The sequence below is a fragment of the Brevibacterium sp. K72 genome, from assembly GCF_050562175.1.
GTDB classification, from domain to species: domain Bacteria; phylum Actinomycetota; class Actinomycetes; order Actinomycetales; family Brevibacteriaceae; genus Brevibacterium; species Brevibacterium casei.
The window spans coordinates 2,759,064-2,781,476 of record NZ_CP191582.1 but is presented as its reverse complement, the minus strand read 5'-3'; the positions used below and the strand labels follow the sequence as shown (position 1 = coordinate 2,781,476).

Annotated in this window: 22 protein-coding genes and 1 tRNA gene; 10 read left to right on the top strand and 13 right to left on the bottom strand. The window is 68.8% G+C overall.

Going from position 1 to position 22,413, the window contains the following annotated elements:
• Positions 1–2: 2 nt before the first annotated feature.
• Positions 3–962, bottom strand: a complete 960-nt coding sequence (locus tag ACQ1RG_RS12500; RefSeq protein WP_009375530.1) for a universal stress protein — start codon at positions 960–962, stop codon at positions 3–5.
• A gap of 692 nt (positions 963–1,654) precedes the next feature.
• Between ACQ1RG_RS12500 and ACQ1RG_RS12495 the strand changes: the two genes are divergently transcribed.
• Together ACQ1RG_RS12495 and ACQ1RG_RS12490 are read left to right on the top strand one after the other, a co-directional pair.
• The gene (locus ACQ1RG_RS12495) at positions 1,655–1,843 is read left to right on the top strand and encodes a hypothetical protein (protein ID WP_009375526.1); all 189 of its coding nucleotides are present in this window, start codon (positions 1,655–1,657) and stop codon (positions 1,841–1,843) included.
• An 80-nt stretch (positions 1,844–1,923) separates the two neighbouring features.
• Positions 1,924–1,996 (top strand) — tRNA-Ala (locus ACQ1RG_RS12490).
• Between the two features lie 119 nt (positions 1,997–2,115).
• Here ACQ1RG_RS12490 and ACQ1RG_RS12485 read toward each other — a convergent pair.
• From ACQ1RG_RS12485 to ACQ1RG_RS12465, 5 genes are all read right to left on the bottom strand, one after another.
• Complete coding sequence (locus ACQ1RG_RS12485) at positions 2,116–3,246, bottom strand: IS1249 family transposase (RefSeq protein ID WP_144589524.1); 1,131 nt, start codon at positions 3,244–3,246, stop codon at positions 2,116–2,118.
• A 255-nt stretch (positions 3,247–3,501) separates the two neighbouring features.
• A complete protein-coding gene (locus tag ACQ1RG_RS12480; RefSeq protein WP_009375525.1) occupies positions 3,502–4,032 on the bottom strand; it encodes a methylated-DNA--[protein]-cysteine S-methyltransferase in 531 nt (176 codons plus the stop codon).
• 77 nt (positions 4,033–4,109) lie between these two features.
• On the bottom strand, positions 4,110–5,549 hold the full coding sequence (locus ACQ1RG_RS12475) for an Ada metal-binding domain-containing protein (RefSeq protein WP_009375523.1): 1,440 nt from the start codon (positions 5,547–5,549) through the stop codon (positions 4,110–4,112).
• Positions 5,550–5,581: 32 nt separating this feature from the next.
• Entirely contained in the window at positions 5,582–6,571 is a 990-nt protein-coding gene (locus tag ACQ1RG_RS12470; protein ID WP_009375521.1) for an arsenic resistance protein, read from the bottom strand.
• Complete coding sequence (locus tag ACQ1RG_RS12465; RefSeq protein WP_040340988.1) at positions 6,568–8,013, bottom strand: PLP-dependent aminotransferase family protein; 1,446 nt, start codon at positions 8,011–8,013, stop codon at positions 6,568–6,570. The genes ACQ1RG_RS12470 and ACQ1RG_RS12465 overlap by 4 nt, the downstream gene beginning before the upstream one ends.
• Positions 8,014–8,106: 93 nt before the next feature.
• Here ACQ1RG_RS12465 and ACQ1RG_RS12460 point away from each other — a divergent pair, with 93 nt between their 5' ends.
• Positions 8,107–8,784, top strand: a complete 678-nt coding sequence (locus ACQ1RG_RS12460; protein ID WP_009375518.1) for a YczE/YyaS/YitT family protein — start codon at positions 8,107–8,109, stop codon at positions 8,782–8,784.
• 77 nt (positions 8,785–8,861) lie between these two features.
• Here the strand turns inward: ACQ1RG_RS12460 and ACQ1RG_RS12455 are convergent, their stop codons facing one another.
• Entirely contained in the window at positions 8,862–10,235 is a 1,374-nt protein-coding gene (locus tag ACQ1RG_RS12455; RefSeq protein ID WP_009375516.1) for a pyridoxal phosphate-dependent decarboxylase family protein, read from the bottom strand.
• Positions 10,236–10,434: 199 nt separating this feature from the next.
• Between ACQ1RG_RS12455 and ACQ1RG_RS12450 the strand changes: the two genes are divergently transcribed.
• The 3 genes from ACQ1RG_RS12450 to ACQ1RG_RS12440 are packed head-to-tail and all read left to right on the top strand — an operon-like array spanning position 10,435 to position 13,730.
• Positions 10,435–11,292 (top strand): TetR family transcriptional regulator, encoded by an 858-nt coding sequence (locus ACQ1RG_RS12450; protein WP_009375514.1) that lies wholly within the window; start codon positions 10,435–10,437, stop codon positions 11,290–11,292.
• 12 nt (positions 11,293–11,304) lie between these two features.
• Positions 11,305–12,216, top strand: a complete 912-nt coding sequence (locus ACQ1RG_RS12445; RefSeq protein ID WP_009375510.1) for a 3-keto-5-aminohexanoate cleavage protein — start codon at positions 11,305–11,307, stop codon at positions 12,214–12,216.
• Positions 12,213–13,730, top strand: a complete 1,518-nt coding sequence (locus ACQ1RG_RS12440) for a 3-hydroxyacyl-CoA dehydrogenase NAD-binding domain-containing protein (protein ID WP_063250619.1) — start codon at positions 12,213–12,215, stop codon at positions 13,728–13,730. The genes ACQ1RG_RS12445 and ACQ1RG_RS12440 overlap by 4 nt, the downstream gene beginning before the upstream one ends.
• A 31-nt stretch (positions 13,731–13,761) precedes the next feature.
• On the opposite strand, the gene bioD is transcribed toward ACQ1RG_RS12440, so the two are convergent.
• The 4 genes from bioD to bioB are packed head-to-tail and all read right to left on the bottom strand — an operon-like array spanning position 13,762 to position 18,245.
• A complete protein-coding gene (gene bioD, locus ACQ1RG_RS12435) occupies positions 13,762–14,574 on the bottom strand; it encodes an ATP-dependent dethiobiotin synthetase BioD (RefSeq protein ID WP_430600146.1) in 813 nt (270 codons plus the stop codon).
• Entirely contained in the window at positions 14,571–15,740 is a 1,170-nt protein-coding gene (locus ACQ1RG_RS12430) for an aminotransferase class I/II-fold pyridoxal phosphate-dependent enzyme (RefSeq protein WP_009375499.1), read from the bottom strand. Before ACQ1RG_RS12430 ends, bioD begins: the two co-directional genes overlap by 4 nt.
• Positions 15,737–17,059 (bottom strand): adenosylmethionine--8-amino-7-oxononanoate transaminase, encoded by a 1,323-nt coding sequence (gene bioA / locus ACQ1RG_RS12425; RefSeq protein ID WP_144589074.1) that lies wholly within the window; start codon positions 17,057–17,059, stop codon positions 15,737–15,739. The genes ACQ1RG_RS12430 and bioA overlap by 4 nt, the downstream gene beginning before the upstream one ends.
• Positions 17,052–18,245 (bottom strand): biotin synthase BioB, encoded by a 1,194-nt coding sequence (gene bioB, locus ACQ1RG_RS12420; RefSeq protein WP_063249809.1) that lies wholly within the window; start codon positions 18,243–18,245, stop codon positions 17,052–17,054. The genes bioA and bioB overlap by 8 nt, the downstream gene beginning before the upstream one ends.
• 215 nt (positions 18,246–18,460) lie before the next feature.
• Here bioB and ACQ1RG_RS12415 point away from each other — a divergent pair, with 215 nt between their 5' ends.
• Positions 18,461–18,994, top strand: coding sequence for a YdeI/OmpD-associated family protein (locus ACQ1RG_RS12415; protein ID WP_101623840.1), 534 nt, complete (start codon positions 18,461–18,463; stop codon positions 18,992–18,994).
• 47 nt (positions 18,995–19,041) lie between these two features.
• Here ACQ1RG_RS12415 and ACQ1RG_RS12410 read toward each other — a convergent pair whose 3' ends face one another.
• Both ACQ1RG_RS12410 and ACQ1RG_RS12405 read right to left on the bottom strand, forming a co-directional pair.
• Entirely contained in the window at positions 19,042–19,305 is a 264-nt protein-coding gene (locus tag ACQ1RG_RS12410) for a hypothetical protein (RefSeq protein WP_144589076.1), read from the bottom strand.
• A gap of 74 nt (positions 19,306–19,379) precedes the next feature.
• Positions 19,380–19,775, bottom strand: a complete 396-nt coding sequence (locus ACQ1RG_RS12405; protein WP_063249819.1) for a DoxX family protein — start codon at positions 19,773–19,775, stop codon at positions 19,380–19,382.
• 222 nt (positions 19,776–19,997) lie between these two features.
• Here ACQ1RG_RS12405 and ACQ1RG_RS12400 point away from each other — a divergent pair, with 222 nt between their 5' ends.
• The 3 genes from ACQ1RG_RS12400 (at position 19,998) to ACQ1RG_RS12390 (ending at position 22,375) form a co-directional block, all read left to right on the top strand.
• The gene (locus ACQ1RG_RS12400) at positions 19,998–20,666 is read left to right on the top strand and encodes a DUF998 domain-containing protein (protein ID WP_144589078.1); all 669 of its coding nucleotides are present in this window, start codon (positions 19,998–20,000) and stop codon (positions 20,664–20,666) included.
• A gap of 300 nt (positions 20,667–20,966) precedes the next feature.
• Complete coding sequence (locus ACQ1RG_RS12395) at positions 20,967–21,524, top strand: type IV toxin-antitoxin system AbiEi family antitoxin domain-containing protein (protein ID WP_063249806.1); 558 nt, start codon at positions 20,967–20,969, stop codon at positions 21,522–21,524.
• A complete protein-coding gene (locus ACQ1RG_RS12390) occupies positions 21,521–22,375 on the top strand; it encodes a nucleotidyl transferase AbiEii/AbiGii toxin family protein (RefSeq protein ID WP_101623842.1) in 855 nt (284 codons plus the stop codon). The genes ACQ1RG_RS12395 and ACQ1RG_RS12390 overlap by 4 nt, the downstream gene beginning before the upstream one ends.
• Positions 22,376–22,413 lie beyond the last annotated feature (38 nt).

Sequence of the window (22,413 nt, the reverse complement as noted above, 5' to 3'; positions counted from 1 at the left end):
GCTCAGCGCTGCTCGCCCGCGGCTGCCTGAGCATCGCCGTCGGCTCGGGCCGAGGTGTCAGCTCCGGTGGCGTCGTCGGTGCGGGAGAGCGTGCGGCGCGGGATGACGACGACGGGCACCGGCAGGACGCGCAGCAGACGGCGCGCGCGGGCTCCGATGAAGACGCGACCGTGTCCCAGGCGGGACGAGCCGATGAAGGCGAGCTCGCCGGAGATCCATTCGACGCTTTCGGCCGCCTCCTCGATGTCGGCGCCCCCCTCGGAGACGACGGTGGCCCGACCTGAGGCGAAGAGGTCAGAGGCTCGTGCTGCGAGCACTGCTCCCCCGTACTCCTCGGCGAACTCCGTGACCTCGGCGATCTCGTCCTCGGCCATGCCGTCGTTCTCGATGAGCGCGACGAGGCGGAGGTCGACGTCGAAGGCGGTGGCGGCCTCGATCGCCGAGCCGATGAGAGCGGCGGCGCCGGGACGGGCACCGAAGAGCGTCGTGATCCGGGAGACCGGACCGATGTCGGAGCGCCCGGCCGGCGCGAGGACGACGGGCACCTCCGAGGAGTGCAGCAGCGAGGTCGCCACGGTGCCGATGCGGAACTGGCGCATGAGCGTCGTCGCCCTGGCGCCGATGACGATCGCCACCGCTCCTTCGTCGGAGGCGACCTCCATGAGGCCCTTCGACTCGTTCGATGCGGTGTGGATGACCCCGCGGGCAGCGATGTCGTCGGGGATGAGGGCCAGTGCCTCTTCGAGCCACTCGTCGAGCTGCTGGGCGACGATGCCGGTCCCGTCCTTGGGGATCGATCCCGCGGCGTGGAAGGTCGAGGACTCCGGGCGGACGATCGTGACGACGAGCTCGATCTCGACGGACCGGGCGATGGAGATCGCCAGGGAGATGGCGTCCCGACCCCGATCGGTGGCGATGTATCCGACGACCAGGCGCGGAACGGATGCAGCTGACTCTGTCATGGACTTCTCCCGGTTCGTAGCGACTCTCCAGGTGATTCTACGTGGTCAGGAGGCCACCCTGCCGGGGTGCCCGGGCGGGGACGACGACGCACCCCGGCCCGACGCCGCGGACACCGCGACGACGGGTCCCGATCGGAACCCCTGTGCGGGTGAATCCGCATTCGGAAAAGAAAAGTTCAGAAACTATGACCAGAAGTCACACGAATTGCTCAGCCTGTGATAAATTCGACAGTGCAATTACGGATTCGCACCCACAGACAATTGCACAGTTCCACGAATGGGCTCCGACGCGGCCCATCGACGATCCACGACCCTGAAAGGAGTGCAGCACAATGAATCTCTTCGACATCGCATTCACGGACCTTCGCACAGGCAACCGTGCGCTCGCTGCCTGCTGGGTCGGCGGACTGGGACTCGACGGCTGATCACAGCCGTGTGACACCTCCTTCTCCGCCGGCAGACTGAACACCGGCGCTTTCCTCTGCGCTTCGACCGCATCGGCCTCACAGCAGATCGCCGAGCCCGTCCGCGCATCCGAGTTCAGCTCAGCACGCATTTCCCACCACTGTTCTGCGCATTTGTGCGCCCTCGGAGCAGTATTCGCCATTTCCGTCTTCCGCGGATTCCCCCTGCCCGAAAAACACAAAGGAACAATTGTGTCCACTACATTCGCATTCACATTTCCCAGACGTGTGGCCCTGTCCGCCGGTCTCCGTCTCGTTGCCTGGGCGAGACGACCCGAGGCCGACGCGACGCAGGCGTCCCGTGCCGCACTCAACCGCCGCATCGCCGAGCTCAGCGCCCAGGCCCGTCGTGAGGAGCTCGAGGCACGGCGCAACCGCGACCTCGACCTCTTCGTCGCGCAGAGGCCGATCGCCTGAGCCGTGCACCACTGTGCCGAGCGTCACTTCCCGTCGATTTGGCGTGTGGCCCCCGCCTGAGTAATATTGATCAGGCAAGCGGGGGTATGGCGCAGTTGGTAGCGCGTCTCCATGGCATGGAGAAGGTCAGGGGTTCGAATCCCCTTACCTCCACCGCAGGGCGAAGGCCCCGGACCGATCGGTCCGGGGCCTTCGTCGTTCTCGCAGGTCAGTGCCGCAGCGCAGCGTGCTCGTCGGGTTATAGGACAGAAAGTGTGTCTTTTCCGGGCGCGTCACCCGCGTCGTCCTCCCCACCCCTTCTGGATGCCGATGCCGTCTTCCCACGAGAACCCTGTCCCGTACTCCACCGGTCCGATCGGCTCCTCACGAGGAGCACGCACACGCTTCGGCGGTGCCCAATGCTCCGGCCCGACCAAGGACCACCCCGTCCCGGCCTGATGAGACCTCTCGAAGAGGAACCAGTCCACCCCACGCCGGGCATGCCCCTCACTCAACCCGCGGTGTGCCCGCAGCAGTCCTTTGATGCCCGCATTGATCCCGCCTTCTAACGCGTTCGTCGTCCGCGCGAGCTCGATACCCTCGTCAGCGGCATCCAACCAGGTGAACAAGTGTCCTTTCGCGATGATCCGTGAGAGGAAGAAATACGCTCGACGGGTCCGCAGATGCGTGTACCACCACGACTGTCCACGACGGACATGCGCCGGCCTCGCACCAGCGTCTTTGGCCCTGGTGCGGTGTTTGAGGAACCTTGACCACTTCGCCTCCCACGACGCGAACGCCGCCAACCACGCTGCTGCTTGATCGCGGGAGTCAACCCGCGGCAGCGCCTGGTACAGGCGCAACAGTTCCTGGTTGGCCGGCAAGCTCGGATTCCGGGTCAGGTGCCGGTGTCCGGCCTGCCGGATATGGAAGAAACACCGTTGGATGCGGGTATCTGGCCACAGCGTCTCGATCACAGTGGTCAAAGGACCGTTGCCATCGACGACGGCGTATCTCGGGGCAGGGATACGGGCGATCAACGCCGTCCAGGACGCGGTCTTCTCCCGATCACACCACTGCCAGTGAATGACCTTCTCCCCGGTGTAGGCGATGAGGACGCACCACCCGTTGAAATAGGTGCCATCGAGCATGATCTGGTCATGGATCTCCCCAGTCGCTGACACGGTCGGGGCGATTCGCCAGCACCATTGAGTGCGGCGGCGGAAGGTTCGGGTCGACCCGAAGTGATCGACAGCCGTCTGTGGTGCGGGACCGAGTAGCCAGTCGAGGAAGACCCGCAGCTCGGTTCTTCGTGTCGATACGGCCCGTGTACCGGTGCTGCTGGCCCCGCAGTTCGGGCACCGGTACCTCGGTGTACCAGCACTGGTCGTGCCGTTCTTCTTCAGCCTTGTTTGACAGATCACGCATGTACGTCGATTGCAAGCACCCCATCGATGCTAAGCCCGATCAGCTAAGCAAACCGGGTATTGCCGTTGGGATTGCTGGGCACGAGCCTGATCCGAGACACACTTTCTGTCCTATAGCCCTGCTCGTCCGGGTCAGTTGCGGCGCAACGTTCTCTCCCAGGTGAGTCGCGGCACCGCTCCGAGGCAACCGCTCGGTGTCGGTCCGCATGGTACGGATCGATCCATGCCATGCGGATCCAGACCGCGCGGTCGTCATCGGCGGGCCGTCACTCCTTCGAGGTCGAGCAGCGTGCGCTTGCGCTCCTCTCCCCACGCGTAGCCGGTGAGCGCGCCGCTGGCGCCGATGACCCGATGGCAGGGCACGATGATGCTGATCGGATTCCTCCCATTCGCCGCACCGACCGCCCGCGAGGCCCTGGGACGGTCGATCCACCTGGCGAGTTCGCCGTAGCCGGCTGTGGTGCCGAACGGGATCGTCGTCAGCGCCTCCCACACCTGCAGCTGGAAGTCGGTGCCTGACGGGGCAAGAGGCAGCTCGAAGGTCGTCCGCTGTCCGGCGAAGTACTCCCCCAGCTGCGCAGACGCCGAGACGAGGACGGGAAGGTCGGGACTCTCGACCGCCTCGGCGCCGGTGCGCAGAGAGAGCCTCTCAAGGACGGAGTCGAAGCCGTCGAGATAGACACCGGTGAGGTGCTCGTCGTCGGCAGTGAGGAGGATCTCCCCGACGGGTGAGTCGATGGCGGTGAAGTGCAGGACGTCGGTGTTCGGTGCGGAGAAGCGCATGGCGGTTCCTCTCTGGGATGTCGCGGCTGGGATGGTCTGGTCTGGTGAGGTCGGCGCTGGGCCGGTGGGTGTGGTCATCAGCGGTGCACCGATCCCGCGTGGGCTGCCCACAGCAGGTGGGTGAGGTAGGACCGCCACGGTCGGGCAGCCGCGAGCTGCCCGTCGGTGAGCGGCACCGGGAGGGCATCGAGGGCCTTTCTCACTCCGAGGTCGGAGGCGAGGAGGACATCGGGGTCGCCGAGTGCGCGCATCCGGATGTAGCCGACGCTCCACGGTCCGATCCCTGGCAGGGCGAGCAGAGCTCGGGCCGCCTCATCCCGGTCGGTGCCCGGACCGAGGTCGATGGTCCCGTCCGCGAGTGCTCGCGCCAATGTCCGCAGGGTCGCGATCCGTCGCCGAGGCAGCGCCCAGTCATCATCGGTCAGCTCGGTGATCGCCTCGGGGGTGGGGAAGATCCGGTCGACGGTGCCGCAGCGCAGCTCCTCGGGCAGGCCCTCCCCTGCGGTCTCGACGAGTCGGCGCAGGTGGGTCTGGGCGGCGCGCACGGAGATCTGCTGCCCGAGGACGGTGCGGATGGCGAGTTCGACGGGTTCCCCGTGCCCGGGCGAGCGGATGCCCGGGATTGGGCCGACGAGGTCGCCGAGCCCGGCGTCGGTGAGGGTCGAGTGCACCGCGGCGGGGTCGGCATCGAGGTCGAGGATGCGTCGCGCCCGCGCCACGGCCGCCCCGAGGTCCCGGGTGTCGGTCAGGCGCAGTCGGCAGGTGACGAAGTCGCCGTCGCCTGGGATGAGCGTGATCACGGCGGGCCCGTGGGCGAGGCGCAGCGACCGACTGTAGTGATGGGCACCGATGTCCTCGACTCCGGGGATCTCGCGCAGCCTGAGGTAGGCGAAGAGGCGGTCGAGGTCAATGGGGGCACGGTACGCCAGACGTACCGCGAGGTCGTCGGCGCGGGCGGGAGCCGCACCCGTGCGCAGCCGACCCGGGGCCATGCCGTACGTGTCCTTGAACGTGTCGTTGAACTGTCGGATGCTCGAGAATCCCGAGGCGAAGGCGACCTCGCTCATCGTCATCCCCGTCGATTCGACGAGGGTCCGGGCAGTGCGCACTCGTTCGCTGCGGGCCAGGGCCAGGGGGCCGGCACCGAGTTCGGCGTGGAGGACGCGTCCGAGTTGGCGGCTGCTGTAGCCGAGCGCCGAGGCGAGGCCGGAGACCCCGGCGCGGTCGACGAGACCGTCGCGGATGAGGCGGAACGCCCGGGCGCTGACATCGGCGCGGACGTCCCAGTCCGGGGAACCGGGGCTGACATCGGGGCGGCAGCGCTTACATGCCCGATACCCTGCTTCGACCGCGGCCGCAGCCGTCGGAAAGAAGTCGACGTTCTCCCGCAGCGGGGTGCGTGCCGGACACGAGGGTCGGCAGAAGATCCGGGTCGTCGCCACGGCGGTGAAGAACATTCCGTCGAAGCGCCGGTCGCGTCCGGTCACCGCCTGATAGCACTGGTCCGAAGTGAGCATACGGCTATTCTGCTCCTCCCAGGAGACCAGAGCTAGCGGTTTTCGGACATCGCAGTTGAGGAGACCATCCGCGGGACGAGCCAGACGAGGACAGCCATGACGACGAGTTCGACGAGGGTCTGCGTGACGACGGCGGCCGTGCCGGGTCCCTCACGATCGACGGCGCGGACGAGCGGAAGCACGACGAGGGAGTTGCGGGTCACCCCGGTGAAGACGAGCGCTCGCCTCTCTCCTCCGTCGGCGAGCACCACCCGGCCGATGGCCCACCCGAGGCCGACCATGACGGCTGCGAAGAGGACGCAGGCGAGGACCGCCGGTCCGAGGTCGGGCAGGTACGGCAGGACGGTGCGCACCTCGGCGGCGGCGATGACGATGAGCGTGAGGAGCATGACCGGCATCATCACGTGCTCGCTGACGCTGAGGGTGCGTCGGGCACCGGCCGAGCGGCGGGCGAGCAGACGGAGGACGAGCGCGGCGAGAAGGGGGACGACGATGAAGGTGACGAGGGCCGCGAGGAACGGGCCCGGGGTGATGAGCACGGTCGCACGCTCACCGAGGATGAGGCGCAGCCAGACCGGAAGGAGGACGATCTGGACGACCATGAGAACGGGGGTGAGCGCGAGCAGACGTGCGCTTGCGCCGCCGGCGAGGCCGGTGAAGACGATGACGTAGTCGATGCACGGGGCGAGGAGGACGATGAGGACGGCGACGACGATCGTGCTCGGCAGCGGGATCGCCCAGTGAAGGCCCGCGACGACGAGGGGGACGAGGACGAAGTTGAGTACGAGGACGGTGACGGCGAAGCGTCCCCCACCGCGCATCCCGGTGAGCCGTTCGAGCGGGATCTCGGTGAACGTCGTGGCGAGGAGGACGACCAGGGCCGGTGTGACGAGGACTGAAGCCGCCTCGCCGGCGCCGGGAACGAGCCTGCCGAGCAGCACGCCGATGACGATGGCACCGAGACAGGCCGGCGCCGTATGCCGGGTCAGCCACTCCGAGACGGCAGCCGCGCCGGTGCTCATGCGACGATCCGCGCGCGATCGGCTGGGCGCGGATCGGGCATCGCCTGTGCATCCTCCCACGCCGCGGCCAGGCGGGGGGCGACGTCGGCAAGCTCCGCCTCGGCGACGGTGAAGGGCACGCGGATCCAGCGGTCGAGACCACCGGCGGGGGCGAAGTTCGGCCCTGAGGCGAGCGTGAGCCCATGCGCGAGCGCAGTGGAGACGAGGGCTCCGGAGCGCTCCTCGGGCAGGCGCACCCACAGGGCCATGCCCCCGGACGGGACGACGACGTGCCAGCTCGGCAGGAGCGCCCGGAGGTCGTCGACGAGTCGGTCACGGGCGACGGCGAGGCGGGCGCGCATCTGCGTGAGGATCGCGTCGTCGGCGCCGAGCAGCTCTGCGGCGACGAGCTGTTCGAGCACCGGTGCCCCGAGGTCGAGGGTGAGGCGCACGGCCGCGGCGTCGTCCATTCGGGACGCGGGCACCCGCATCCAGCCGATGCGCAGGCCGCCCCAGAAGACCTTGCTCATGCTCCCCACGGAGATCGCGTCGGGCGCGAATGCACCGAGTGGGGTCTGCGGTGCAGTCCCGTCGAGGCCGAGGTCGACGAGGGATTCGTCGATGACAGGCACGACGGAGGAGCGGGTGAGCTCCTCGGCGAGTTCGGCGCGCTGTTCGGTCGGCATGAGGGCACCGGTGGGGTTGTGGAAGTCGGGGATGAGATAGGCGGCGCGCACTCGCCCTTCGCGCATCGTCTGCCCCATCGCCGCGACGTCCCAGTGGTGTCCCGCCTCGGTGATCTCGAGCGGATAGGGCACGATGCGGGCGCCGGCGGCGGCGATCGTCGCGATCGCATTCGGGTAGCTCGGACTCTCGACGAGCACGCCGCCGCTGCCGTTGAGCAGCGCGCGGATGCCGATGGCGGCACCACCGAGCGCCCCGGAGGTGATGAGGATGTCGTCGGGACGGGTGGGCAGGCCGCGGCGGGTGTACCGGTCGGCGATGAGTTCGCGCAGCTGCGGGATCCCCGACGGGTAGTACCCCGTGCCGGGAAGGTACGCGTGGAGCTGGGTGAGCGCCCGCTCGTAGGCGTCGAGGAGTCCGATCGGGGCGACGGTGGCGGTGCACGTGAGGTCGATCCCGTCGGCGGCGGGACCGGTCGGTGAGAGGAGGTGATCGATCCTGCCGCCGGGCACCTGCGGCAGTTCGACGAGACTGCCCGAGCCGCGCCGGGTGCGCACGTAGCCGAGTTCGCGCAGCTGGGCATAGGCCCGCGTCGACGTCGTCCGCGACAGGCCGAGCGCCGCGGCGAGCTCCCGTTCGCTCGGCAGGCGCACGCCGACGGGAACGCGGCCGTCGGTGATGGCGTGGGCGATCGTCCCGGCCAGGGAGTCGTAGGCCGGGGCGGGCCACGGTCCCGTGCCGATGATGGCTGCGAGTCGTCGGGCGCTCATCGTTGTCATGGAACCACTTTCCTGCAATTGGCTCTTTTTCGCAATGCCAATCCGGTCCATGATGGGGTGACGAGACCACAGACCCCACCGAAAGAGCACTCCATGCCCACGACTCCACCGCAGCGCCGGGAACTGGCGAACGCCGGTCCCCTCGAACAGCTCCGAGGCGGCCGACTCCCCCGCCGGCTTCTCCAGCTCGTCGTCGGCCTCTACCTCTACGGCGCGTCGATGGCGATGGTCGTCGTCTCCGGTCTCGGCATGATCCCCTGGGACGTCCTCCACTCGGGGATCCTCCGCCACGTCCCGCTCACCTTCGGCACGATCATCACGATCACCTCGGTGCTCGTCCTCCTCGCCTGGATCCCGCTGCGACAGCAGCCAGGGCTCGGCACCGTGCTCAATGCGCTGAGCATCGGTCCCGCGCTCGACCTCACGCTCCTCTTCCTCCCCCGCCCCGAGGCGCTGGGGTGGAACATCGTCCTCCTCGTCGCAGGGGTCGTCCTCAACGGCGTCGCCTCGGCGATGTACATCGGGGCTCAGCTCGGGCCCGGACCCCGCGACGGCCTCATGACCGGCCTCTCCCGCGTCACGGGACGCTCGATCCGCCTCGTGCGCACACTCATCGAGGTCACCGTCGTCGCCGTCGGGTGGGCGCTCGGCGGAGTCGTCGGCATCGGCACCGCCCTCTACGCGGTGAGCATCGGACCGATCACCCAGGCGTTGCTGCCCTTCTTCACCGTCGCACTCCGCCCCCGCCGCACGGCCTCGCCCGACGAGTGAACGGCCCCGGCCGGGTGCCCGTTGCGGGCACCCGGCCGGTCGCCGTCGTCATCGGGCACGCACGGTGCCGATGAGCCTCATTCCATCGTGTCGAGGATGTCGACGAGGTCGTCGAAGGTTGTCAGCGGATTGACGATCGCAAACCGCGCATTCGGCTTGCCCTTGTGCGAGCTGGGCACGACGAAGGCCCGCTGCTCTTCGAGAAGCCGGTCCGACCACGCATCGTAGTCCGCGCGCTCCCAGCCGACGCGTTCGAAGACGACGACCGAGAGCTCGGGGTCGCGGACGAGGCGGAGGTTGGGCCGCTTCCTGATCTCGGTGCTGATCTCGCGGGCAAGCTCGATCGAATGGCTGATCGCCGCCCGGTAGGTCTCCGCCCCATAGCTGGCCAGGGAGAACCACAGCGGCAGGCCGCGGGGCCGGCGGGTGAGCTGGATCGCATAGTCCGAGGGGCTCCACTCGTCGGATTCGGTGAGCGTGTCGAGGTACTCGGCGTGCTGGGTGTGGGCGCGGCGCCCGTTGCGCGGGTCGCGGTAGATGAGCGCACAGGCATCGAAGGGGGCGAAGAGCCACTTGTGCGGGTCGACGATGACCGAGTCGGCATCCTCGACGCCGGCGAACTTGTGCTTGGCCAGCGGGGAGAGCATCGCCGCGAGGCCGTAGGCGCCGTCGATGTGGAGCCAGAAGTCGAACTCCTTCTTCAAGGCGGCGATGCCCGCGATGTCGTCGATCGTCCCGAAGTTCGTCGTGCCCGAGGTCGCGACGACGGCGATGACGGCGTCGCCGTGCTCCTCGAGGGCCGCACGCACCCCGTCGGGGCGGAGGATGCCGTCGTCGTCGGTGGGAACGGGCGCCACGTCGACGTCCATGACGGCGGCGGCCGAGGCCACGGAGGAATGCGCCTCGGCGCTGCAGACGATGACCCAGCGGCCGGGGCGCTTGTCCCCGAGTTTCGCCTTCTGGGCCTCACGGGCGGCGACGAGGGCGGAGAGATTGCCGATCGTCCCGCCCTGGACGAAGACGCCGCCCGCGGTCTTCGGCAGACCGAACTCGGCGGCGAGCCACGAGAGGACCTCGTTCTCGGCGTGGACGACTCCGGCGCCCTCGAGCCACGATCCGCCGTAGAGGGCGCTGGCGGAGACGACGAGGTCGAAGGCGACGGCGGCCTTCGTCGGTGCGCTGGGGATGAAGGAGAGGTACTTCGGGTGGTCGGTGGTGATGCAGGCAGGAGCGAAGATGTGCTCGAAGATCGCCAGCGCCCGCGCCGATCCCACGCCCTCCTCGCTGATCGTCGGACCGGCGAGGCGGGTGAGCTCGGAATCCTTCATCGGATGGTCGAGCGGGGTGTCGACGGACAGGGTCCGGCGTCGGGAGTAGTCGAGGACGAGGTTGACGAGGTTCTGGGTCTCATCGGAGACGACGTGCATGCGGGAGTGGAGATCGGTGTCCATGGGTGCCTCCGAGGGTGAGTGCGTGGTGTTCATCCGTTCGAGGATATCCGCTGCGGGAGGTCGGCGGGGCGAACGCAACCCGGAACGACCGACCACCGGACCGCGACCGCCCGGCGATTCCCGAATCCACCGATCGCAAGTTCTGACTTCTCATCACATATGCTTGCGATTCCCGCAGGGGCTCGGGTAGGTTCGAAGCATGGCTGCCACGATCGCCGCTCGAGCACGGGAGTCCGTCGCCGAGAGCGGACTGTCCCAGCGTCATCTCGCTCGAGTCATCGGCATCGACGAGACGAAGCTGTCGAAGTCGCTCTCGGGTCGGCGCAGGTTCACCGCCGAAGAGCTCCTCGGCCTCGCCACGGCGACCGGGGTGACGGTGCGCTGGCTGCTCGGAGACGAATCGACGGTCTCGGCCGTGCCGACCGGGCTGCGCGACGCGGCCCCGGCCGCCGCCGTCGATCCGGATTCGCCGCGGCGTCTCATCGTCGAAACCGCCTGGGATCTCTTCGCCCGCCGCGGCTACGACGCGGTGCGCATCGCCGACATCGCCGAGGCGGCCGGAGTCTCGAGCGCGGCCGTGCACTACCACTTCGACGGCAAGTCCGAACTCTTCGACGCCACCCTCGAGTTCTCGGTCAAGCTCGCCTTCGACCGGCAGGTCGCGTGGCTCGATGAGATCGTCTCCCCCAGGCGTCGCCTCGAGCGGCTCCTCGAGCTGCAGTCCCCGATCGGTCCCCGCGCCCGCAGCGAGTGGTCGATCTGGATCCAGACGTGGAGTCGCCTCGCCGTCGAGGATCCCGACGAATCGGCCTATCCGGCCGGCTACGACCGGTGGTCGCGCACGGTGCGGGCGACGATCGAGGACGGCCAGGCCCGCGGAGTGTTCCGTCCCGGAGACTCCGGACCGATGACCGACGAGCTCACCTCCGTCCTCGACGGACTCGGCATCAAGGTCGTCACCGGGATCATGGACGTCCCGACGTTCCGTGACCGTCTCGAGGACTACGTACAGCGGGCGATCATCGCGCCCGGCACAACCGACCCATCCACCGACTGACGAGGAGTCATCATGAATCGCAAGGTCATCCTCACGTGCGCCGTCACCGGCGCCGGCGATACGACGGGCAAGAGTGAGCACGTGCCGGTCACCCCCGAGGAGATCGCCGCCGATGCGATCGCCGCCGCCCGCGCGGGCGCGTCGGTCGTCCACATCCACGTCCGCGACCTCGAGACCAAGCAGGGCTCGCGGGAGGTCGCCTACTACCGGGAGGTCGTCCGCCTCATCCGCGCCTCCGACGTCGACCCGGTCATCAACCTCACCGCCGGCATGGGCGGTGACCTCGTCATCGACCCGCAGGATCCGACGACGCACATGCCCGGCACCGATCTCGTCAATGCCCTCGAGCGTCTCCCCCACGTCGAGGAGCTCCTGCCCGAGATCTGCACCCTCGACTGCGGTTCGCTCAACTTCGGTGAGGGCTCGAACCTCTACGTCTCGACCCCCGACATGCTTCGCGAGGGGTCGAAGAAGATCCAGACGCTCGGCGTCCGCCCCGAGCTCGAGATCTTCGACACCGGCAACCTCTGGTTCGCCAACGTCCTCGTCGAGGAGGGGCTCATCGATCCGCCGCCGCTCTACCAGCTGTGCATGGGCATCCCCTACGGCGCCCCGGTCGACGCCGGCCTCCTCCAGGCGATGGTCCATCTCCTGCCCAAGGGGGCCGAGTTCACGTCGTTCGCGATCGGACGCAACCAGCTTCCGTGGGTCGCGCAGTCCGTCCTCGCCGGCGGTCACGCCCGCGTCGGCCTCGAGGACAACCTCTACATCTCCAAGGGCGTCAAGGCGACGAACGAGGCGCTCACCGACCGTGCCGTCTCGATCATCGAGGACCTCGGGGCCGAGGTCGCCACCCCCGCCGAGGCGCGCGAGATCCTCGATCTCCGCGTGCAGACCCCGACCGCGAAGGGAGCCGATCTGTGACCGACACCTCCTTCCCCGACCCCGGCTCCGTCCGCACGATCACGTGCATCGGGGCGGGCACGATCGGCGGCGGCTGGGCCGCCTACTTTCTCGCCCGCGGGTTCACCGTCAAGGTGTGGGACCCCGACCCGAACGCCGGGGACAGGCTCGCCCGCCTCATCGACGCCGCATGGCCGGCCCTGGCCGAACTCAACATGGTCGACGGTGCCGACCGGAATGCGTGGACGGTGCACACCGACCTCGCCGAGGCGCTGGCCGGCACCGACTTCGTCCAGGAGTCGGCCCCGGAGAACCTCGACCTCAAACGGCAGCTGCTCGCCGACATCGACGCGCTCACCCCCGCCTCGGTGGTCGTCGGCTCCTCGACGTCGGGGTACGCGATGACGGAGATGGCCACCGAGGTGGCCCGCCCCGAGCGCTTCGTCGTCGGGCATCCGTTCAATCCGCCCTACCTCATCCCCCTCGTCGAGGTGGTCGGCGGGGAGGCGACCGCGCCCGCGGCCGTCGACTGGGCAGCGGAGTTCTACGACCTCATCGGGAAGTCCGTCATCCGCATGGACCGTGAGGTGCCGGGGTTCATCGCCAACCGCCTCCAGGAGGCGCAGTGGCGCGAGGCCCTGCACATGGTCGCAGCCGGTGAGGCGAGCGTCGAGCAGATCGACCGGTCGATCACGGACGGACCCGGCCTGCGCTGGCCGTTCCACGGGCCGATGCTCACCTTCCACCTCGCCGGCGGGCCCGGCGGGATGGGGCACATGCTCGACCACTTCGGCCCCTCGCTCAAGTCCCCGTGGACCCGGCTCGAGGCCCCCGAGCTGACGACGGGTCTGCGCGACGCCGTCGTCGCCGGGTGCGAGGACGAGGCCGACGAGCGGTCGATCGCCGATCTCGTCGCCGAACGCGATGCCGGCATCGTCGCCCTGCGCAGGCTCACCGCGGACAGGCCGACGTCGGCTGCTTCGGATGCACCAGACGTTCCGGAGCCTCCGGAGTCGGCCGTCGCCTCGGCGACCGAAGCGGTCAGTGCCTCGACGGCGGAAGCTGCCACGGCTTCGGCGACAGCGACTGCTCGGGGTCGGCAGCTCGCCGACTATTCGACGCCGGTGCGTGAGGAGTGGATCGACTACAACGGGCACCTCTCCGAGGCGTACTACGTCCTCGTCTTCGGCTTCGCGACCGATCAGGTCATGGACGAGCTCGGTCTCGATGCCGCCTATCGTAAGGCGAGCGGCTGCTCCCTCTACACCGTCGAGTCGCATATCCGCTACCTCGACGAGGTCTCGCTCGGGGCGACGCTGACTGTGCGCCCGCAGCTTTTCTCGGCGGGGGCGAAGAAGCTTCATCTCGCCTACGAGATGCTCGTCGACGACCGCGTCGTCGCGACCGAGGAGATCCTCGCCCTCCACGTCGACCAGAACGCGGATCGGGCCGTCGAGTTCCCGAAGGAGATCGCTGAGCGCATCGCCGAGGTGGACCGCTCCACCCCGGAATGGAGCGGTCGCAGCGTCGGCTGACCGGTGACGGCGTTCGACCGGCCGGGGTTGGTCAGTCGAACGCCGTCCAAGCCGGGGCCGCGGCGGCGAACGCCTCCGGGTCGAGCGTGCCCGCGCCGTCCGAGACGGCGCCGATGACCGGCCCGTACTCCCCGAGTCGACGCCGGTTGTCCACCTCCACCGGGGTGGGATTCCCCGGCCAGGAGCCGAGGACGATGCCTCTCACGGGCAGGCCCCGGGTGCGCAGCGCCTCACAGGTGAGCGCCGTGTGGTTGAGGGTGCCGAGTCCGGTGCGGACGACGACGATGACGGCCAGGCCCGCCGCCGGGTCGAGGTCGGCGAGTTCTGCGGCGATGTCGGCCAGGGTGCCTCCCCCGCCGAGGTCGACGAGCAGACCTCCGGCTCCTTCGACGAGGATGACGCTGTCCCAATGCGCGGAGGGCCCGGGCCGTCCGGGCCCGACGGCAGCCGCCCCTGACGCGGCCTCCCCCACCCCCGCCTCCTCGGTCATGCGGTGCGCGAGCGAAACGATCGCCTCGGCGTGGTCTCGCGGCGTCGGCAGGACCACGCCCTCATGCTCCGCGGCCGCCGCGGGAGCCATGGGCAGCGTGAGGGTCACCGCCGTCGACGACGGTGCCCCGGAGAGGCGTGCGGCGATCTCGGCGTCCCCGCAGGTGACGACGTCGGTGTACGAGGCTTCGAGGGAACTGCGGCGCGGATCGGTGGCGGCGACGAGTCCGGTCTGGGCCGGTTTGCGGATATGCACTCGGTGGCCGGCCCGGCGCAGACGCACCGCGAGGGCCGCGGTGGCCACGGTCTTGCCCACCCCCGTGTCGGTGCCGGTGACGACGACGTAGCGGTTCATCCTGTCTCCGTTGCCGCGGCGTCGGCGACGGTGCGGATGAGGGCGGCCGCGTCATCGATTTGCTCCGTGCTCAGGTCTCCCCGGCACGTGATGCGCAGTCGGGAGATGCCGTCGGGCACGGATGGAGGCCGGAAGCAGCCGACGCTGACATCGCGGCGTGCGATCTCGTCCCGGGCGGCGACAGCGGTCGATGCCGACGGCATCGGCAGGGAGGCGACCGCTCCGACCGGTTCGGCTATTCCCAGGGCCGCGGTCAGCCGGCGCCGATTCTCGGCTAGGCCCTCGACCGGCGCCTCTCCCGCGGCGATGAGTCGGAGCGCCGCCGTCGCGGCGGCCGCGGCCGCGGGGGCGAGTCCGGTGTCGAAGATAAACGTCCGCGCGGTGTTGACGAGGGCGTCGCGCATGGTCGCGGGTCCGAGCACCGCTCCGCCTTGTGAGCCGAGCGCCTTCGACAGGGTGGCCGTGACGATGACACGGTCGTCCTCGCCGAGCGACCGGGAAGCGCCGCGTCCCTCGCCGACGACGCCGAGGCCGTGCGCCTCGTCGATGATGAGGAGGGCGTCGTGGGTCCGGCACAGCTCGAGGAGTGCGGGGAGGTCGGGGGTGTCGCCGAGGACGGAGTAGACGGATTCGACGAGGACGATCGCCTCGGAGCAGTTCCGCTCGGCGAGTGCCCGTTCGGTCGCTGCCAGGTCGAGATGCGGTGTGCGCTGGACGGATGCCCGGGAGAGGCGGCACGCGTCGATGAGGGAGGCGTGGTTGTGGGCGTCGGAGACGATGAGGCAGTCGGGGCCGCTGAGCGCCGTGACGGCGGCGAGGTTGGCCGCATATCCGGAGGAGAGGACGAGCCCGGACTCGCGGCCCGTGAGTTCGGCCAGTGCCGCCTCGGCGTCGCGGTGGGCCTGCGTGGTTCCGGTGACGAGCCGGGAGGCCCGCGCCGAGGTGCCGAGCGCGGTGATCGCCTCGTGGGCGGCGGCGCGGACCCGGGGATGATCGGCGAGGCCGAGGTAGTCGTTCGAGGCAAGGTCGAGACCGCGCGGGCCGGCGTCGACGCGGTCGAGGCCCTGAGCATGGCGCTGCGCGGACTGCTCGCGCAGACGGTCGAGGATCCGGTTGTCCGAGGGGGCGGTGCCGGTGGGGACGGTGACGGTCGGGGCTGCGGTCACGGGCGGCCTCCTGCGGCGGCGACCATCGCGGTCCCGATCTGTGCGACGTCGGCGCTCGTCGCGATGTAGGGCGGCATCGTGTAGATGTGGGTGCGGAAGGGGCGGAGCCACACTCCGTGGGCGGCGGCGGTGCGGGTGACCGTATCGATGTCGACGGGCTCGTCCATCTCGAGGATTCCGATGCCGCCGACGATGCGCACATCGGCGACCCCGGGCAGCGCCTCGGCGGGGCGCAGAAGGGTGCGCAGCCTCTCGTTGAGGCGGGCGATCGCCTGCGCCCATGCGGGCTCACCGTCCTCGTCCTCGGCGAAGAGGAGGTCGAGGGAGGCCCGGGCCGCGGTGCACGCCAGAGGGTTGGCCATGAAGGTCGGACCGTGCATGAGGGCGCGCCGGCTCGACTCCGAGATCACCTCGGCGACCTCCCCGGTGCACATGAGCGCGGCGAGGGTCATGTACCCGCCGGTGAGGGCCTTGCCCAGGCACATGATGTCCGGGGTGATCCCTGCTCGGTCGCACGCGAACGCGGTCCCGGTGCGCCCGAATCCCGTCGCGATCTCGTCGGCGATGAAGACAGCGCCGAGGTCGCGGGCCCGGGCGTGGAGGTGCTGGAGGGCACGGACATGGTAGGGCCGCATCCCGCCGGCCCCTTGGAACAGGGGTTCGACGATGATCCCGGCGAATTCGTCGCCGTGCCTGTCGCAGAGGGCGTCGACGGCCTCGCACCACTGGTCGACCTCGGCGTCGTCGGCGCCGGGAGCCGGAGGCAGCGGTGCGAAGATCTGCGGTCGGAGGACGGCATGGAAGTCCGCGTGCATGCTCGCGATGGGGTCGCACACGCTCATCGCGCCGGTGGTGTCGCCGTGGTAGGCCCCGCGCAGGGCGAGGAAGCGGCCTCGGTCGCGGCCGCGTGCCTGCTGGTACTGGACGGCGAGTTTGAGGGCGACCTCGATCGACACGGAACCGGAGTCGGCGAGGAAGACGTGGTCGAGGCCGCTCGGGGTGACGGCGACGAGGCGTTCGGCGAGTTCGACGGCCGGGGCGTGGTTGAGCCCGCCGAACATCACGTGGGAGAAGGTCTGCAGCTGCCGGGCGAGGGCGTCGTCGATCACCGGGTTGCGGTATCCGTGGACGACGGACCACCACGAGCTCATCCCGTCGAGGGCGGTCAGCGTCGTCCCGTCCCGGTCGACGAGGTCGACGCGGGGGCCGGAGGCACCGGAGACGGCGAAGTGCGACCCGTCGGCCAGGGCCCCGTAGGGATGCCAGAGCAGTCCCCGCTCCCGCGAGTGCAGGCTCGCGGCCTCCTCGGTCTCACGCATTCGGTGAGACCGTGGTGCCGGCGCCGCGACGGCGGATGGTCGGGACGAGCACGTTCTCACGGCCGTCGTCGGAGGCTCCGCTCGGGACGGTCTTCCCGCACGGCAGGGTCGAGGCGGGTGCGGCCTCGTCGGCCGGCTCCGCTGCGCCGAAGGCGGCGGTGTGCGCGGCCTTCTCGGCGCGCACCCGGTCCCGCAGCGCCTCGGCGCTCTCGTGACCGATGATGGAGAAGCCGCCGTCGACGATCATGTCGAGGTCGGCTTCGGCGTCCTGTCCCTCGCTGGTGAGGTAGTCGCCGAGGAAGAGGGAGTTCGCGACGTGGAGGGCGAGCGGCTGGAGGGTGCGCAGGTGCATCTCCCGTCCGCCGGCGATGCGCAGCTCGCTGTCGGGGCACATCAGCCGCACGGCGCAGAGGATGCGCAGGCAGTGCTGCGGGGTGAGCTCGTAGGTGCCGGCCAACGGCGTGCCTTCGAAGGGGATGAGGAAGTTGACCGGGATCGAATCGGCGTCGAGGTCGCGCAGGGCGAGGATCGCCTCGACGATCTGCTCGTCGGACTCCCCCATCCCGACGATGAGTCCCGAGCACGGGGAGAGTCCGGCCGTGCGTGCCTGCTGCACGGTGTCGACGCGGTCGGCGAAGGTGTGGGTCGAGCAGATCTCCGCGTAGTTCGACTCCGCGGTGTTGAGGTTGTGGTTGTAGGCGTCGACCCCGGCGGTGCGCAGGCGCTCGGCCTGACCGTCCTTGAGGAAGCCGAGGCACGCACAGACCTCGACCTCGGGATTGTTCGCCTTGATGTCCTCGGTCATCGCCGCGACCCGGTCGATGTCCCGGTTCGAGGGACCGCGACCGCTGGCGACGAGGCAGACGCGGGAGGCGCCTCCGGCCAGCCCGAACTCCGCCTGCCGGCGGGCTTCGTCGCCCGGCAGCCACGAGTACTTGAGGATCTCGGTGTCCGAGCCCAAACGCTGGGAGCAGTAGCCGCAGTCTTCGGGGCAGAGTCCCGACTTGAGGTTGACGAGGTAGTTGACCTTGACCGATCGGCCGAAGAAGTGCCGCCGGACGCGTCCGGCGGCGGCGACGAGGTCGAGGAGTTCGTCGTCGGCGGAGCGGAGGATCGTCAGTGCTTCCTCGGCGGTCGCAGGGTCACCGGCACAGGCGCGTTCGGCCAGAGTCGTCATCATCGTCATGCCCAGATCATTGAACAGTGTTCAGGAAAAGTCAATTCACAGTTCGCATCTCCGATGCAGCTGCCGTGCCACGGCCTGACAGCTCGTGCGCCCGGCCGCATCCGTCAGGAATCGAGAAGTCCCCGCTGATCCGCCGAGGCTATCCTGGAGTTGTCAGATCCGTCCGCCTCCGGGCGGCTCACCCCCCCCATATCCGGTTCAACTTGAGGAGAACCATGACGACGACGAAGCAGGCAGAGATCACGTTCGACGCCGAGGTGGAGACCCTCGGCGACCGCGTCCTCGTCCGGTTGCCGGCCGAGGCCAGTGCGGAGCTGCCCTCACGCGGTCAGGTGGCCGCCGAGGCGGTCGTCGACGGGGCAGAGTTCCCTACCGTCGTCGAACCCGACGGAATGAGGGGGCACTGGCTCAACCTCGACGACCAGACGGGGCTGAGCGACGGTCAGTCCGTGCATGTCTCGCTCACCCCGACCAAGGCGTGGCCGGAGGTCGTCGTTCCCGAGGATCTGCGGTCGGCGCTCGATGAGGCCGGCGATCTCGATGACATCTGGGAGAGCCTCACCCCGATGGCCCGCTGGGAGTGGGTGCGCTGGATCAAGGCGACGAAGAGCGAGGCGACCCGCGCCAAGCGCGTCGGCGTTGCCATCGACAAGCTCGAGAACGGCAAGCGTCGGCCGTGCTGCTTCGACCTGTCGTCCTGCACGGATCCGGAGCTGTCGAAGAGCGGAAAGCTCATCAGTCTGAGCTGAGGCGGCATCACAGCAATTCTGCGGAGCATCGTCGCGCCTGCCTGAGATCAACTGACAGAGATCACGGACGTCGCGTAGACCGTGCCCGGCCTCGAGCGATCACGTCGCATCGCATCGATCGCGATGGTCGGAATCGCCTGCAGGCCCGCCATGGCAAGCTCCTCGTCGAGCTCCCCGAGGTCCCGCACACGCACCGTACCCGGAAGACGCTGTCCTGCCCGCTCTCCCCAGCATTCGAATCGAAATCCGTCAACCTCGGCTAACTGTGCGCAGACGATATCCGCGTCTGGGGAAGCGATCGCGATGTCCATGGACTATAAGTACCACCGGGCAGACAGACTGCGCGGTCGCCTTTTCATACGCAGTCACAGCCACTCCCAAGGAGTCAGTCGCCGTTGCGGGCGATTGCCCATGACATCTGCACGAGCGGGATCTGCAGGGGCAGCCTGGCCAGCGCGATCGCGCGGCCCATCGGTGACTTCCAGTGCTTGACCACGGTGTAGATGTTGGCTGGATACACAGCGACCATGAGCGCCGCCGTCGCCGCACCGCCGAGGCGTCGGGTGGCGGGAACGGCGAGGAGTGCCGCGCAGCCGATCTCGGCGACGCCGCTGGCATAGGTCCAGGCGCGCCGGTTGCCGAGGCTGGGCGGAACGATCGAATCGAACGGCTGCGGTCGGATGAAGTGCATGGTCCCGGCGAAGCCGAGAAGACCGCTCATGAAGAGGGCGCGCGGAGTCGTCGACCTTCCGCGCCCTCGCTTGCCTGGTGAAAAGGTCATGGACACGATTGTGCCCGAGATCCGCCGATGTTCCGCGCTCCTCCCCGCCGGCGAGTCACCTTGCCGGAACCGGACACCACACGACACGCACCGACTGCGTCGGAAGGGTGCCGCCGCCGATCGGTGCCCTACGATGAACCCATCGGAGCCCCACGGTCAGTCGAGCCGCACCGGCGAGCACGGCGCGATGGTTCGGATGCTCCGGCGGAAGGGTGGGACGTGATGACTCAGCGATGGCGCATCGGAGCCGTACTGTGGGTGGCCAGTGCCGTGCTTCTGCCGATCCAGCTCGTCGTCGCCGTGCAGTGGCCGCAGGGCTACTCCGTGACGGCGAATGCGATCAGCGATCTCGGAGTCACCGTCTGCGGCCTGTTCACCGAAGGCGGCCAGCCTCGAGAGGTGTGCTCACCGTGGTTCGCCGTGTTCAACATCGGCATGGTCGCCTCCGGTGTCCTCACGGCGCTCGGGGCTATCCTCCTCCACGGACGCTGGTCCGGCCGATCCGGTCGCGTAGGGACGATTCTCATGGCCGTGGTGGGGGCCTGTGTCGTGGTCGTCGGCTTCGCGCCATGGGATCTCCAACCGGGCCTCCACGACAGTGCTGCCGCAATCCAGGCCCTCGCACAGTGGGTGGCGATGATCCTCCTCGCCGTCTCGGCCGGCCGCGGACTCTTCCGAGGGCTGACGATCGCGACCGTCATCGTCTCGGTCATCGGGTTCGCAGCGTTCCTTCTCGCGCTCGACGGGGCCGCGATTCCGGGACTGAGCTTCGGCATCGCCGAACGCCTCTCGTTCGACACACTGACCGTATGGACCGCCGCGGTGGGCGTCGCCGTTCTCGCCCAGCGCAGTCACCACGAAATCGGCGCCTCGGACGAACCAGTGCGCTGACCCGATTGTCGGGAAGGGCCGATCCCTCGCACATGCCAGGCGGTCCTGCACTGGACGACGACTCAAACCGCACGAGGCCCGAAGAGTCGCAGGCAACCCTCGGTCGGCGGCGTTCACAGGCGGGCCATGAACACTATGCGGGTCCGGCAGATGCCACACCTGCCGGTTGCCATCGGTCGCGTCGACGGGGCATTGGCGGCGGGTTGGACGCATGCTTCCTCTCGGCCGCCCGTCGTGGCACAATTCGTCATCAGATATGCTTACGTGTATACAGTTTGTATCATTTGAAGGGTGGCGACGATGGCGACGTTGAGGCCGAGCGCGGCCGAGGAAGCCGGCATGTCACGCAGCGGGCTGTACCGTGCGGTTCGCGAGGGGCGACTGGCGCGAGTCGCGCGGGGCATATACCTTCCGGCGGATGCGGCTGCGGCGGACTGGGACTGGATCGAGGCCGCTGCTCGTCGCCCGAATGCGACGATCTGTTTGGCCTCAGCACTTGCTCACCACGATCTGACAGATGTGATCCCCGCCGCTTTGGATGTCGCGATCCCGCGTGGGTCGCGCACACCGGCGAGCGATGGTGCTATCGCCTGGCATCAGTTCGACCGGTCCACATTTGACATCGGACGTGAGGAGATCCTGATTCCGGGCACGGATCAGGCGATCCGGATCTATTCGCCTGAGCGATCGATCGCTGACGCGTTCCGACTGCGGGGCGAGGTCGGGTATGAGCTGGCGCGGGAGTCGCTGAAGGAGTGGCTGCGTCGTGGCGGGAAACCTGCTCGGCTCATGGAGATCTCCTCTCGGCTTCCTCGCGCGAAATCTCCCGTGCTTCAGGCTTTGGAGGCGCTGTCGTGAGTACGGGCGATGAAGTGTTCCGCCGCGTCCAATCCGCGGCACGCGCCGCGGGCACGAAGGTTGGGACAGGTGCGCCGACGCAGGAATATCTGATCCGGCACACGCTGGAATCGTTCCTCGATCGCTTCTCCCGCACTGCTCATGCCGAGGACTTCGTGCTCAAAGGCGGGATCCTGCTGGCCGCCTACGGTGTACGTCGTCCGACCAAAGACGCCGACGCGAATGCCATCGGAGCCGACGTCACCGCCGATCACCTCATTGAGGTCGTCCACGACATCAATGCCATCGAGACCGGCGACGGGGTAGCGTTCGATCTCGGCTCGCTCAGTGTGCAGGAGATCCGCGAGCACGCCGACTACCCAGGCTTCCGGGTGCGGGTCGGTGCGTCGATCGGACCGTGGAAGGGCACCGCGCCGTGGGATGTCTCCACCGGAGATCCGATAGTGCCCGCGCCTCGGCAGGTACGCATCGACCGCATTTTGGGAGACCCGATCGTGCTCTTCGGCTATGCACCCGAAACCACGATCGCCGAGAAGGGCGTCACCATCCTGGAGCGGGGCATCACGAGCACGAGGTGGCGCGACTACGTCGACATCGTCCAGCTCGGCCGGCAGGGCATCGACAGTGACGAGCTATTCCGCTCCGCTCTGGCCGTTGCCCGCTACCGCGGCGTCACCCTCGAACCCGTTGCGCCACACGTCGTCGGCTACGGGCGGATCGGGCAGGCTAAATGGGCAGCGTGGCGTCGCAAGGAGCGACTGGAAGCAGTCTGCGAAGCGGACCTCGATGAGCAGATGGCACTGGTGTCTTCGTACCTCGACCCTGTATTCGATCTCGGAGACACCACGTAAGCTCGCACTTAGCGCCTGTGCGCCTGTCGAAGCGTTGG

Excerpts from the sequence above, each read along its gene's own strand:
- ACQ1RG_RS12500 (WP_009375530.1), bottom strand. The coding sequence starts at position 962 with ATGACAGAGTCAGCTGCATCCGTTCCGCGCCTGGTCGTCGGATACATC.
- ACQ1RG_RS12480 (WP_009375525.1), bottom strand. The coding sequence starts at position 4,032 with ATGCGCTTCTCCGCACCGAACACCGACGTCCTGCACTTCACCGCCATC.
- ACQ1RG_RS12475 (WP_009375523.1), bottom strand. The coding sequence starts at position 5,549 with ATGCTCACTTCGGACCAGTGCTATCAGGCGGTGACCGGACGCGACCGG.
- ACQ1RG_RS12470 (WP_009375521.1), bottom strand. The coding sequence starts at position 6,571 with ATGAGCACCGGCGCGGCTGCCGTCTCGGAGTGGCTGACCCGGCATACG.
- ACQ1RG_RS12465 (WP_040340988.1), bottom strand. The coding sequence starts at position 8,013 with ATGACAACGATGAGCGCCCGACGACTCGCAGCCATCATCGGCACGGGA.
- ACQ1RG_RS12460 (WP_009375518.1), top strand. The coding sequence starts at position 8,107 with ATGCCCACGACTCCACCGCAGCGCCGGGAACTGGCGAACGCCGGTCCC.
- ACQ1RG_RS12455 (WP_009375516.1), bottom strand. The coding sequence starts at position 10,235 with ATGGACACCGATCTCCACTCCCGCATGCACGTCGTCTCCGATGAGACC.
- ACQ1RG_RS12450 (WP_009375514.1), top strand. The coding sequence starts at position 10,435 with ATGGCTGCCACGATCGCCGCTCGAGCACGGGAGTCCGTCGCCGAGAGC.
- ACQ1RG_RS12445 (WP_009375510.1), top strand. The coding sequence starts at position 11,305 with ATGAATCGCAAGGTCATCCTCACGTGCGCCGTCACCGGCGCCGGCGAT.
- bioD (WP_430600146.1), bottom strand. The coding sequence starts at position 14,574 with ATGAACCGCTACGTCGTCGTCACCGGCACCGACACGGGGGTGGGCAAG.
- bioA (WP_144589074.1), bottom strand. The coding sequence starts at position 17,059 with ATGCGTGAGACCGAGGAGGCCGCGAGCCTGCACTCGCGGGAGCGGGGA.
- bioB (WP_063249809.1), bottom strand. The coding sequence starts at position 18,245 with ATGACGATGATGACGACTCTGGCCGAACGCGCCTGTGCCGGTGACCCT.
- ACQ1RG_RS12415 (WP_101623840.1), top strand. The coding sequence starts at position 18,461 with ATGACGACGACGAAGCAGGCAGAGATCACGTTCGACGCCGAGGTGGAG.
- ACQ1RG_RS12410 (WP_144589076.1), bottom strand. The coding sequence starts at position 19,305 with ATGGACATCGCGATCGCTTCCCCAGACGCGGATATCGTCTGCGCACAG.
- ACQ1RG_RS12405 (WP_063249819.1), bottom strand. The coding sequence starts at position 19,775 with ATGACCTTTTCACCAGGCAAGCGAGGGCGCGGAAGGTCGACGACTCCG.
- ACQ1RG_RS12400 (WP_144589078.1), top strand. The coding sequence starts at position 19,998 with ATGACTCAGCGATGGCGCATCGGAGCCGTACTGTGGGTGGCCAGTGCC.
- ACQ1RG_RS12395 (WP_063249806.1), top strand. The coding sequence starts at position 20,967 with ATGGCGACGTTGAGGCCGAGCGCGGCCGAGGAAGCCGGCATGTCACGC.